Raw genomic sequence first — 12,689 nt, forward strand, 5'->3', positions numbered from 1 at the left:
GCGTGCAGTAGCCAGGGGCCAGGCCCGCCCGGCGGCAGCCGGAGATCACTGCTCGCGCAGTGGGATCGACACGTACGACGGGTCGTCCGGCGGCGAGGAGAAGGTCAGCTGCGCGCCGGACGGGTTGTGCTCGATGTAGAGCGGGTCGACCGTGTCGACGACCAGGGCGAGACGGTGGCCCGCCGGAACGTCGTAGGCCGTGGAGAACAACTCCAGGTCCACGCCGAACGGCCGGCCGGGCGTCTTGCCGTGGAAGGTGTACGGCGCGTTGCTGACCAGCTTGCCGAGGCCGAGCGGGCCCACGTCGTACAGATAGGCGACGAGGGTCCCGCTCTCCTTGGTGGCCGTCACCGTGGTGTGCAGCTTCGCGGTGCCCCGCACCCGCTGCGTCGTCCGGTACTTCTCCGACTGCCACACGGCCGCCCAGCGGCGCGGCAGCAGCGGGATCGAGGCCACGGGCGGCAGTTGGACGACCTGGTCGAGGACGCTGGACAGGAAGATGACCCCGCCGTTCGCGCCCGAGTCCACGTTCGTGTGGATCGTGGTGCCACTCGCGAGGGCGATCTTCTCGCGGGTCGCGGTGACCGACTTCCAGTCCGGATAGCCCTCGAAGGCTCCGCCGGTCCGGGGCTTGAGCTGGACGGGCTGCTCGCCGTCGATGCCGTTGGCCTGGCCCCGCAGATGGTGGTCGAACCAGCGCCTGGTGTCCGTCCACACGTCGTTGGGCAGCCCGAACAGGCCCGTCAACTCGGTGGTGGCGTGGTCACCGGGCCGCAGTTCGAGTCGCTTGGGACCGGTGAGCTTCTCGTAGAAGTCCGCGTACTGGTTGGGCGGGAAGACCGAGTCGCCCCAGCCGTTGGCGAGCATGACGGCCGTGCCGTTGGCGTTGATGGCGTCCACATAGGTCGCGGGGGAACGTTTCTTCCCCCAGCCGATCATCTCCTGCTCCTTGGTCAGGTTGGACGCGTAGAAGTTCTTGAAGATCTCCTGGAGTTCGGGGCTCTGCCGGCCGGTGATCCGGCCGGCGCCGTCCAGCAGGCCGACCGCCTGGAGGTGCTGGGTGCGCCCGGAGTAGATGGAGTCGATGAGGTCGGCCCACCCGCTCAGCGCGGCGACCGCCTTGACCCGCTTGTCGTGCGCGGCGGTGAGCAGGCTGATGCCCGCGCCGTACGACAGCCCCGCCATGCCCACGCGCCGTTCGTCGGCCGGGGTGTGGGCGAGCGCCCAGTCGATCACCTTGGAGGCGTCGGCTATGTCCGGTGGCCCGGCCACTTCTATGTACCCGCCGGACTCCCAGAAGCCCCGCACGTTGTAACTGACCACGACGTACCCGGCCTTGGCGAGCTGCTGCGCCTGGGCCAGGTACTCGACCTGCGGCAGGCCCCAGCTCGTGGGGAGCACCAGCAGGGGGTACGTGCGGGAGGAGTCGGCGGGGGCGACGACATTGGCCTTGAGGACCGTGCCGCCGGCGCCCGTGATGTCGACGAAGCGGGTGGTGGGGGAGTCCGCCGCGGCCGCCTGGGCGGCGGGCGCGAGCCCGAGGGCCGTGCCGGCGACCAGGGTGGCCGACACGGCCCCCACGGTGGTCGTGCGCAGGGCCTTGGCCGTGCGCGAAGTCGTGCCGTGCGGGTGTCTCACGGGTCGCTCCTCACTCGTGTCAGTGCAAAGTGACCCGACGGTAACCGCCACGGCTTACCAGAGGTAACTCCTCGGTAAGTTACGTGACGGTAACAGTTGGCGTGAACGCGTCGGCCGACTCGCCCCGCACCTCCTACGAGGCCCGGTGGGAGGCTTTGGCCGGGAGCGCCGCCGGCGGGGTCTGGGCGGCGCGGGTGACGTCCGCGACCAGTTCGACGACATCGGGGCCGTAGGCCTGGGAGTTGACGACCTTCAGCAGCAGCACGAAGTTGCCGGTGCCGTACTTGCGGTGGAGCCGCTCGTGGTGGCGGGCGAGATAACGGGTGGCGGCCTGGTTGGTGATGGCCCGCTGACCGCAGAACAGGAAGACGGGCCGGGCCTGGTCGGGCTGGCCGGTGGTGAGCCGGGCCAGGAGGACGTGCTCGGTGACGCCGGGCTCCATCCGGTAGGTGTCGTCGCCGATGAGGAAGGCGGCGCGGTCCGGGCCTGGCTCGGGATCGGTGTTGAAGCGCAGGCCGGGCAGCATGGCCCCGATGTGCGCGGCCATACGGCGGTTGGATACGGGACCTCCCACGCAGAACTCGGTGCGCTCGCCGAAGCCCTGCCGTGCCGCGTCCTGGGTGATCATCTGGGCGTGCGCACCGCAGTCCTTGATCAGCGCGGACAGCTCCAGCAGCGCGAACACGTCGAAGCGGTGCACCGCCAGGTCCGCGCTCGACGGATCGCGGTTGACCACCAGCAGGGACTCGGAGTTCTCGGGCAGCCCGAAGAACGCCTGCTTGCGGCGGAGCTTGCGCTTCCACAGGTAGGTCCGGACGAACCAGCCCAGCGAGGCACTGATGCCCGCCGCGATCACGCCGAGGACGATATTGCGCACGTCGTCATTCATGGCCGCGCATGGTAGCGGGCGCGGCGGAACCCTGTCCGAATCCCTGTCCTATTCCCTGACCGGTTCCGTCGGGCCACCCGGTCGGCCACCTGTGCGGTCGCCCCCGTAGGGCGTTGCGTCGCGGGCGTGTTGCGGGACGGCCGGATGGCCGAGACGCCGCTGACGGGGCCATCGCGGCCACGTTAGTCTGCGCGAACGGTCGTTGACTGGAGGTACTGATGCGTCTGCGTCGCCCTGTCGCGCGGAAACTGGCGGTTCTGGCGGCTGTGTCCGCCGTGGTGTCGGTGGGGGCGGCGCCGCCGACGTCCGCCGCGCCGGACCCCGTCGAGAAGGTGCCGGTCGCCGTCGGCTACGGCGGTGCCGTGGCGAGCGTCGACCCGGACGCCTCGGCCGCCGGGATCGAGGTCCTCAGGAAGGGCGGCAACGCGGTGGACGCGGCCGTCGCGACCGCCGCCGCGCTCGGTGTCACCGAGCCGTACTCGGCGGGCATCGGCGGGGGCGGCTACTTCGTGTACTACGACGCCGCGTCCCGCAGGGTCCACACCGTCGACGGCCGCGAGACGGCGCCGCTCAGCGCCGACGAGGGACTCTTCCTGGAGAACGGCACCCCGATCCCGTTCGCCGAGGCCGTGACGAGCGGGCTCAGCGTCGGCACCCCGGGCACGCCCGCCACCTGGCGGACCGCGCTGCGCAGCTGGGGCAGCAAGCCGCTCGCCAAGCTGCTCAAGCCCGCCGAGAGACTGGCCCGCGACGGCTTCACCGTCGACGCCACCTTCCGCGCGCAGACCGCCGCCAACGAGGCCCGGTTCCGCAACTTCCCCGCCACGGTCGACCTCTATCTGCCCGGCGGGCAGCTGCCGGTGGTCGGCTCGACGCTCAAAAACCCCGATCTGGCCCGCACCTACGCCGAATTGGGCCGCAAGGGCGTCGGGGCGCTCTACCGCGGCGACATCGCGCGGGACATCGTCGACACCGTCAACAAGCCGCCCGTCGACCCCGCTTCGGGCTACAACGCCCGCCCCGGCGACCTGACGGCCGCCGACCTCGCCGCCTACCGCACCAAGCGCCAGGCGCCCACCAAGGCGTCGTACCGCGGACTCGACGTCTACGGCATGGCCCCGTCCTCCTCCGGCGGTACGACGGTCGCCGAGGCGCTCAACATCCTGGAGCGGACCGACCTGTCGAAGGCGAGCGACGTCCGGTACCTGCACCGCCTCATCGAGGCGAGCCGGGTGTCGTTCGCCGACCGGGGCCGCTGGGTGGGCGACCCCGCCTTCGAGGACGTACCGACGAAGGAACTGCTCTCGCAGAGGTACGCCGACTCGCGCGAATGCCTGATCAAGGACGACGCCGTGCTCACCAGCCCGGTCGCGCCGGGTGACCCGCGCGACCCGGCGGCCTGCCCGACGGGCGGTACGGCCGCGCCGACCACGTACGAGGGGGACAGCACGACCCATCTCACCGTCGCCGACAAGTGGGGCAACGTCGTCTCGTACACCCTCACCATCGAGCAGACCGGTGGCAGCGGCATCACCGTGCCGGGCCGTGGCTTCCTGCTCAACAACGAGCTGACGGACTTCTCCTTCACCCCGGCCAACCCGGCCGTGCACGACCCGAACCTGCCCGGGCCGGGCAAGCGGCCGCGCTCCTCCATGTCACCGACGATCGTGCTCGACCAGCACGGCAGGCCCGTGGTGGCGCTCGGCTCGCCGGGCGGCGCGACCATCATCACCACCGTGCTGCAGACCCTGACCGGCTTCCTCGACCGGGGCCTGCCGCTGGTCGACTCCATCGCCGCGCCCCGCGCCAGCCAGCGCAACCAGACCACCACGGAGCTCGAACCGGGTCTGTGGAACAGCCCTCTGAGGGGACAGCTCGAATCCATCGGGCACGGCTTCCGGCAGAACCCCGAGATCGGCGCGGTCGCCGGCGTGCAGCGGCTGCCGAACGGCAAGTGGCTGGCCGCCGCCGAGACGGTACGCCGCGGCGGCGGCTCGGCGATGGTGGTGCACCCGACGCGTTAGCCCGCGTCAGCCCACGTCTGATGCATCCGGAGCGGGCGGCGTCGTCGTACGGAAGGTGAGCCGCCCGTTCTCCGTCTCCGCCCGCACCCGGCTGCCGGACGGCAGGCGGCCGTCGAGGAGGAGGCGGGACAGGGGGTTGTCGACCTCCCGCTGGATCGTGCGGCGCAGCGGCCGGGCCCCGTAGTCGGGCTGGTGGCCGTGGTGGGCGAGCCAGTCGACGGCCTGTTCGGTGAAGTCGATGGTGACGCCCTGCGCGTGCAGGCGCTGCCGGGTGCGTTCCAGCAGCAGGTCGGTGATGCGCCGCAGTTGCCCGGCGGTGAGCCGGCGGAAGACCACGATCTCGTCGACGCGGTTGAGGAACTCCGGCCGGAAGTGCTCCCGGAGCGGCCTGAGGACGCGCTCGCGCCGCTCCTCCTCGGCCGCCTCGGCGCCGCCCGCGACGAAACCCGGCCCGGACCCCCGGCGGATGATGGCGTCCGAGCCCAGGTTGCTCGTCATGACGATCACCGTGTGGGTGAAGTCGACCGTGCGGCCCTGGGAATCGGTGAGCCGGCCGTCGTCGAGGACCTGGAGCAGGATGTTGAAGACGTCCGGGTGGGCCTTCTCCACCTCGTCCAGAAGCAGCAGCGAGTAAGGGTGCCGCCGCACGGTCTCGGTGAGCCGGCCGGCCTCCTCGTGGCCGACGTAGCCGGGCGGCGCGCCCACCAGCCGGCTGACCGTGTGCCGCTCCTGGTACTCGCTCATGTCGAGGCGGACCATCCGGTCCTCGCTGCCGAAGAGGGCCTCGGCGAGGGCGCGGGCCAGCTCCGTCTTGCCGACACCGGTCGGGCCCAGGAAGAGGAAGCTGCCGATCGGCCGGTCGGGGCTGGACAGCCCGGCCCGCGACCGGAGCACCGCGTCGGCGACCACGCTCACCGCCTCGTCCTGCCCGACGACCCGCTGGTGCAGATGCTCCTCCAGCCCGAGGAGCCGCTCCCTCTCCTCCCGGGTGAGGCTGCTGACCGGGATGCCGGTCTGCCGGGACACCACCTCGGCGATGTCCTCGGCGGTGATCTCCAGGCTCTGCCCGTCGTCGGCCCGGTCCTCCTCGTGGCCTGCGGCGACCCGCTGCCTCAACTCGCCGATCCGGTCACGCAGCTGTGTCGCCTGCTCGTACTGCTCGCTCGCGACCGCCTGGTCCTTGTCACGGGTCAGCTGCTCGATCTCCCGCTCCAGGGCCCGCAGGTCCGTGCCCTTGGTCCGGGAGCGCAACCGCACCCGGGCGCCCGCCTGGTCCATCAGGTCGATGGCCTTGTCGGGCAGCCGCCGGTCGGACAGGTACCGGTCGGAGAGGTCCACGGCGGCCCTCAGCGCCTCGTCGGTGTAGCGGACCTGGTGGTGGGCCTCGTACCGGTCGCACAGACCGCGCAGGATCTCCAGCGCGTCGGCGGTGGACGGCTCGGTGACCAGCACGGGCTGGAACCGGCGGGCCAGCGCCGCGTCCTTCTCGATCCTGCGGTACTCCTCCAGCGTCGTGGCGCCCACGATGTGCAGCTCGCCGCGCGCCAGGGCCGGCTTGAGGATGTTGCCCGCGTCCATCGCGCCGCTCTCCCCGGAACCGGCCCCCACGACGGTGTGCAGCTCGTCGATGAAGACGATCAGCTCCTCGGAGTGCGTGCGGATCTCGTCGACGATGGTGGTCAGCCGCTCCTCGAAGTCGCCCCGGTAGCGGGTGCCGGCGACCACCCCGGACAGGTCCAGGGCGGCCACGCGGCGCCCGGCCAGTACATCGGGCACGTCGCCCTCGGCGATGCGCTGCGCCAGCCCCTCCACGATCGCGGTCTTGCCGACGCCCGCCTCGCCGATGAGGACGGGGTTGTTCTTGCCCCGCCGGGAGAGCACCTCGACGGTCTGCTCGATCTCCTCGTCCCGGCCGATCACCGGGTCGATACGTCCCTGGCGGGCCTGCTCGGTCAGATCACGCCCGTACCTGTCGAGGGTCGGAGTCGTCGCGCGGCGCGGCAGCTCGGACTGCGGGTACACGGGGCGCGGCAGTCCGGGCTGGGTGCCGTTCGTCGGCGGCTCCGACGCCTCCGGCGGCAGCGACGCCGCCGACAGGTGCGCGGCGTTCAGGATGTGCCCGGCGGCCGAGTCCGGGTTGGCGGCGAGGGCGCTCAGGACGTGCTCGGGGCCGATGTAGCCCGAGCCGGTGGACCGGGCCAGCTCATGGGCGTCCAGCAGGGCCCGTTTGACCGCCGGGGTCAGGGCGAGCGACGCGGGTGCCGGCCCCTGGCCGGGTTTGTGCCGTGCGGGGCCCGACCGCTCGTCGATCTCACCGGCGAGCACGTCCGGATCGGCGCCCGCGCGGGCCACCAGACTCCGGGTCGGTTCGGCGGCGAGCGCGGCGCGCAGCAGATGCTGGGTGTCCAGGTCGCTGCTGCCGTGCTGCGCCGCGTACGCCGCCGCGTCCGCCACCAGCTGCCGGGCCTGGCCGCTCATCAGCCGCCCGATCTCGATGCGCTGGGGGCGGGGCCCGCCGAAGAAGCGTGCGAAGAACTCACTGAAGGGGTCCGGACCGTAGCCCTCGGGCCCCGGGAATCCGCTGTTCATTGGCACGCGAGTGCCCTGTCGCCGCGCGGCTACACCCGGGGGCGCCGTCGGGGCGGGGGTGTGTTGTCGGGTGCGGGTCGGTTGTGGTTACTCGCGCAGTTCCCCGCGCCCCTGAAGGCTTGGGCCTGCGGCCCGCCTTCATCGGAAAGGCACGGGGCGGCAGGTTCCGGCTTTTCCAGCGGCGCGGGGAACCGCGACCAGCCCCGCACCGGTGGGCCCCCGGCGCCCTACCGCTCGGTCAGCACCCGCGGCCCCGCGTGCGTGATGGCCACCGTGTGTTCCACGTGGGCCGCACGGGAACCGTCGTCCGTGCGGAGCGTCCAGCCGTCCGGTGCCGTGTGGTACCCGTCCGCGCCGCCGCCGATCAGCATCGGCTCGATCGCGAGCACCAGGCCGTGCCGCAGGGGCAGCCCCCGCCCGGGCCGCCCCTCGTTCGGTACGGACGGGTCCTCGTGCATATGGCGGCCGATGCCGTGCCCGCCGAAGCCGTCGGGGATGCCGTACCCGGCGGCACGGCACACGGAGCCGATGGCGTGGGCGATGTCGCCGATGCGGTTGCCGACGACCGCGGCCCCGATGCCCGCGGCCAGCGCCCGCTCCGCGGTCTCGACCAGCCGCAGATCGGCGGGGCGCGGCTCGCCCACGACGAAGCTGATCGCCGAGTCCCCGGCCCAGCCGTTCAGTCGGGCACCGCAGTCGATGGAGACGAGGTCGCCGTCGCGCAGCCGGTAGGAGGTGGGGATGCCGTGCACGATCGCGTCGTTGACCGAGGCGCAGATCACCGCCGGGAACGGCGTCGGCGCGAAGGAGGGCCGGTAGCCGAGGAACGGTGACGAGGCACCCGCCCCGCGCAGCACCTCGTGCGCCACCTCGTCCAGTTCGAGCAGGGAAACGCCCACGTCGGCGGCCTTCCGCACCGCGCTGAGCGCCCGCCCCACGACCTGCCCGGCCTCGGACATCGCGTCGATGGACGCGTCCGTCTTCAATTCCACCATGCCAATTACTATACCGCTCGAATCCAATTCTCATACCGGTCGCCCCGGGGTGGCCGGTATTAGAATGGGCGTATGGTCCGTACCCCCCTGACCCCCGAAGAGCGCGAGCGCGGCGAGCGGCTCGGCCGGTTGCTGCGGGAGGCCCGCGGCGGCCGCACCATGGCGGACATCGCCGCCCGTGCGGGCATCTCCGCGGAGACGCTCCGCAAGATCGAGACCGGCCGCGCGCCCACCCCGGCCTTCTTCACGGTCGCCGCCCTGGCCCGCGCGCTGGGCCTGTCCATGGACGAACTCGCCGGGCGGTGCGCACCGGCGGAGGCCGTGCCGCCGGCGGCGGTGGCCTGAGCCGGTCGGGCGTGCGCCCGGGGGCGACGCGTGGCCGGAGCCCGTCGCCGCGGTGTCCGAAACCCTCACACACAGCGGCCGGCCGACCGCGCACGGCACACTGCGCCCGGTCCGAAAACTCCCCGTAGCCTCCCTGTAACACGGCTGGTGTTCTCTGGCGGACCGGGGCACTCCAGTCTGCCGGGGAGTATGCGATGGCTGTGGATCAACTCCCGGGTGAGGTTCGGGAGTTCGCGGATTACCTCAACAAGCTGATGGCGAAGCTGGACCAGGGCGGCGGTTGGTGCGCCGTCTTCTGGCGGCGCGACCCGGACGGCATGCGGGCCTGTCTCGACGGCCTGGAGGTTCCGCCCTGGGACGTCGTCGAGGCGCTCATGCACGACCTCCACACCGCGTACGGTCCCGCTGCCGCCGCCCAGGAGACCCGGCGGGCCCGCGCTCTGCACGGCGCCTCACTCGCCGCGTACGACGCCCGGCCCGGCGGTCGCGACGCCCTCGGCGACCGCTACGACGGCATGCTCCGCGAGCAGCGCTACGCCGCCGACCGCACCGCCGAACTGGACCGCCGGCTCCGTGCCGCCACCACCCGGGAACAGGCCGAGGCCCTCCGGCTCGAGCTGGCCTGGGCCCAGGACGACCAGGAGCGGGCCACGGCCCGCTGCGCCGAACTCCTCGCCCGCATGGAGACCCTCGATCGTCGCGCCCCGCACCTGCCTGTGCGGGGCGCGACGCGCTCTGCTGGAAACTCCGCCGACGGCGTCTCCCGGGCGTCGGAGGGGGACGGGCACGGTCCGGAGGCGGTGGCCCGCGGCGGCCGCACGTACCCGGGCACGCGAGGCGACGGCCGTACGCAGGACACCCGTGCCGCTCAGGAGGTCGCGCACACCAGCCGTGCCGCTCACGACATCGCGCGCGACGCCCGCCGTGACGGGTACGCCACCGCCTTCCCCGCCCCCGACGGGCCTGCCCCGGCCGACACGGCCTTCTCCACCCCGGAACCCCAAAGCCCCGCGCCCGAACCCACCCCCGACGCCGAACCCACCCCCGACGCCGAGCCCGCGGCCACGAAGAAGCGCTCCAAGCGGCGCCCCCGCGGCGGTGCCCGTTTCGCCGGCGCCGTGGAGGCGGAGGAGGCGCCCGTCGTCGTGCCCGAGAGCGCGCCCGCGCAGCCGGCCGCGTCCAAGGGGCGCGCACCCCGGGGCGCACGCTACGCGGGCGTCGCCGAGACGGCCGCGCCGGAGCCACAGCGGGAGCGGCCCGCCCGGCAGCCGCTGGACGACGAGGCGCGGCGGGAGGTCGCCGAGACCGTCGAACGGCTGCTGCGACTGCGCAGGGAGGGACGCAGCGGGGAGGCGCACGCCCTGCTCGTGGAGGTCGCGTACTGGCCCGCCGCCCGTTTCCCGCTGCTGGCGACTGACATGCACAGGGCAGGACTGGGTGCCGACTGGGCGACCCTGTTGTGGGAGGCCGCCTCGCTGCCCGTCGACCGGCTGGTCGCCGTCGTCGACGCCCTGAACGCGGCGGGCCGCGGCACCGACGGGGAGCAGATGCTCCGGCAGGGCGTCTCGCGGCCCGCCGAGGAGATCGGCGAGGCGGTGCTCGGGCTCACCGCCGAGGGGCGTGAGCGACAGGCGCGTGCGCTGCTCGAAGCGTATGTACGCATCCGCACGCCCGAGGAGGCGGCCCGCGTCGCCGAGGCACACCCGCAGCGGCTCACCCGGATGGTCGTGGAAGCGGCGCACGCCGTGTCGGAGGACCGGCAACGGGACGTGGCGCACGCCCTGCGCGTCGCCGGACTCGCCTGACGGCACACCGGTCGCCACGGCGGCCCTCTCCCCGGGACGCGCAGGCGATCACCCACTGGAGTGCGAAACGTGATCGACTCGGCCGGTTAACGGCGATGGTCTTGCCCAGCCCGTCGGCGAGGCTTACTTTCAAGCCTCTACGGCCTGCTTCTACGGGCGTAGAGGCTGTCTGACTCCCCGGTCGAAGGAGCAGCTGACATGGCCAACGTCGTACGCGCCGCCCTCGTCCAGGCGACCTGGACCGGCGACACCGAATCCATGGTCGCCAAGCACATCGAGCACGCCCGCGAGGCGGCCCGGCAGGGCGCGCGGGTGATCGGCTTCCAGGAGGTCTTCAACGCGCCCTACTTCTGCCAGGTGCAGGAGCCGGAGCACTACGCATGGGCCGAACCCGTGCCCGACGGGCCGACCGTGACCCGTATGCGGGAGCTGGCCCGTGAGACCGGAATGGTGATCGTCGTCCCGGTCTTCGAGGTCGAGCAGTCCGGCTTCTACTACAACACGGCCGCCGTGATCGACTCCGACGGCACGTATCTCGGCAAGTACCGCAAGCACCACATCCCCCAGGTCAAGGGCTTCTGGGAGAAGTACTACTTCAAGCCCGGGAACCTCGGCTGGCCGGTCTTCGACACCGCCGTCGGCAAGGTCGGCGTCTACATCTGCTACGACCGCCACTTCCCGGAGGGCTGGCGCCAGCTCGGCCTGAACGGCGCCCAGCTCGTCTACAACCCCTCCGCCACGCACCGGGGCCTCTCCTCCCACCTCTGGCGGCTCGAACAGCCCGCGGCTGCCGTCGCCAACGAGTACTTCGTCGCCGCGATCAACCGGGTCGGCGTGGAGGAGTACGGCGACAACGACTTCTACGGCACCTCGTACTTCGTCGACCCGCGCGGCCGGTTCGTCGGCGACACCGCGAGCGACCGGGACGAGGAACTCGTCGTACGGGACCTCGACTTCGATCTGATCGAGCAGGTGCGCACCCAGTGGGCGTTCTACCGGGACCGCAGGCCGGACGCGTACGAAGGACTCGTGCGGCCCTGACGTGGGCACGTACAGCCCTGACACACCACACCCGTACCGCAGTGAAAGGAGTGGTGCAGCCGTGACCGACGAACTGCTCGGCCGTCACAAGGCCGTGCTGCCCGACTGGCTCGCGCTCTACTACGCGGACCCGCTGGAGATCACCCACGGCGAGGGCCGTCATGTCTGGGACGCCGCCGGCAACAAGTACCTCGACTTCTTCGGCGGCATCCTCACCACGATGACGGCGCACGCGCTGCCCGAGGTCACCAAGGCGGTGAGCGAGCAGGCCGGGCGGATCATCCACTCCTCCACGCTCTACCTCAACCGGCCGATGGTGGAACTGGCCGAACGCATCGCCCAGATGTCCGGCATCCCGGACGCCCGTGTCTTCTTCACCACCTCCGGCACCGAGGCCAACGACACCGCGCTGCTGCTGGCCACGACGTACCGGCAGAGCAACCAGATCCTGGCCATGCGCAACAGCTACCACGGCCGCTCCTTCAGCGCGGTCGGCATCACCGGCAACAAGGGCTGGTCGCCGACCTCGCTGTCCCCGCTCCAGACGCTGTACGTGCACGGCGGCGTCCGCACCCGCGGCCCGTACGCCGATCTCGGCGACGCCGACTTCATCGCGGCCTGCGTCGCCGACCTGGAGGACCTGCTCGGCCATGTCCGCCCGCCCGCCGCGCTGATCGCCGAGCCGATCCAGGGCGTCGGCGGCTTCACCTCACCGCCGGACGGCCTGTACGCGGCGTTCCGTGAGGTGCTCCAACGGCACGGGGTGCTGTGGATCGCCGACGAGGTGCAGACCGGCTGGGGCCGCACCGGCGACAACTTCTGGGGCTGGCAGGCGCACGGGCGGAACGGGCCGCCCGACATCATGACCTTCGCCAAGGGCATCGGCAACGGCATGTCCATCGGCGGTGTCGTCGCCCGCGCCGAGGTCATGAACTGCCTCGACAGCAACTCGATCTCCACCTTCGGCGGCACCCAGATCACCATGGCCGCCGGGCTCGCCAACCTGAACTACCTGGTCGAGCACGACCTCCAGGGCAACGCGCGCCGCGTCGGCGGACTGCTCATCGAGCGGCTCCGGGCGATCTCGGCGCAGATCCCGGAGGTCAAGGAGGTACGCGGCCGGGGCCTCATGATCGGCATCGAGCTGGTGCAGCCGGGCACCGAGCAGGCCAACCCGGACGCGGCGGCGGCCGTGCTCGAAGCGGCCCGCCGCGAGGGCCTGCTGATCGGCAAGGGTGGCGGCCACAACACCAGCGCCCTGCGCATCGCACCCCCGCTCTCCCTGACCGTCGCCGAGGCGGAGGAGGGGGCCGACGCCCTCGAACAAGCTCTGCGGAGCATTCGGTAACGCCACCGGAGCAGA

At 72.2% G+C, this 12,689-nt stretch carries 9 protein-coding genes; 5 read left to right on the top strand and 4 right to left on the bottom strand.

The genetic code is table 11. The features are described from left to right. Nucleotides 1-45: 45 nt before the first annotated feature. Together AC067N_RS04370 and AC067N_RS04375 are read right to left on the bottom strand one after the other, a co-directional pair. Complete coding sequence (locus AC067N_RS04370; RefSeq protein WP_478677380.1) at nt 46-1,638, bottom strand: CocE/NonD family hydrolase; 1,593 nt, start codon at nt 1,636-1,638, stop codon at nt 46-48. Between the two features lie 133 nt (nt 1,639-1,771). After that, entirely contained in the window at nt 1,772-2,527 is a 756-nt protein-coding gene (locus AC067N_RS04375) for a hypothetical protein (protein ID WP_478677381.1), read from the bottom strand. Nucleotides 2,528-2,745: 218 nt separating this feature from the next. Here AC067N_RS04375 and ggt point away from each other — a divergent pair, with 218 nt between their 5' ends. Then, the gene (ggt, locus tag AC067N_RS04380) at nt 2,746-4,551 is read left to right on the top strand and encodes a gamma-glutamyltransferase (RefSeq protein WP_478677382.1); all 1,806 of its coding nucleotides are present in this window, start codon (nt 2,746-2,748) and stop codon (nt 4,549-4,551) included. Nucleotides 4,552-4,557: 6 nt separating this feature from the next. Here the strand turns inward: ggt and AC067N_RS04385 are convergent, their stop codons facing one another. Together AC067N_RS04385 and map are read right to left on the bottom strand one after the other, a co-directional pair. Beyond that, entirely contained in the window at nt 4,558-7,140 is a 2,583-nt protein-coding gene (locus AC067N_RS04385; RefSeq protein ID WP_478677383.1) for an ATP-dependent Clp protease ATP-binding subunit, read from the bottom strand. 227 nt (nt 7,141-7,367) lie between these two features. Further along, a complete protein-coding gene (gene map, locus AC067N_RS04390; RefSeq protein WP_478677384.1) occupies nt 7,368-8,135 on the bottom strand; it encodes a type I methionyl aminopeptidase in 768 nt (255 codons plus the stop codon). 72 nt (nt 8,136-8,207) lie between these two features. On the opposite strand from map, the gene AC067N_RS04395 reads away from it, so the two are divergent. From AC067N_RS04395 to AC067N_RS04410, 4 genes are all read left to right on the top strand, one after another. Continuing rightward, nucleotides 8,208-8,480, top strand: a complete 273-nt coding sequence (locus AC067N_RS04395; RefSeq protein WP_478677385.1) for a helix-turn-helix domain-containing protein — start codon at nt 8,208-8,210, stop codon at nt 8,478-8,480. A 194-nt stretch (nt 8,481-8,674) separates the two neighbouring features. Continuing rightward, nucleotides 8,675-10,285 carry a hypothetical protein gene (locus tag AC067N_RS04400; RefSeq protein WP_478677386.1) on the top strand — a complete coding sequence of 537 codons (1,611 nt, stop codon included), beginning with the start codon at nt 8,675-8,677 and terminating at the stop codon, nt 10,283-10,285. Nucleotides 10,286-10,483: 198 nt separating this feature from the next. Beyond that, nucleotides 10,484-11,326: a nitrilase-related carbon-nitrogen hydrolase gene (locus AC067N_RS04405; RefSeq protein ID WP_478677387.1), complete on the top strand. Its 843-nt coding sequence runs from the start codon at nt 10,484-10,486 to the stop codon at nt 11,324-11,326. A 61-nt stretch (nt 11,327-11,387) separates the two neighbouring features. Further along, nucleotides 11,388-12,674: an aspartate aminotransferase family protein gene (locus AC067N_RS04410; protein WP_478677388.1), complete on the top strand. Its 1,287-nt coding sequence runs from the start codon at nt 11,388-11,390 to the stop codon at nt 12,672-12,674. Nucleotides 12,675-12,689: the final 15 nt, after the last annotated feature.

Source organism: Streptomyces sp. NPDC042364 (assembly GCF_056437585.1).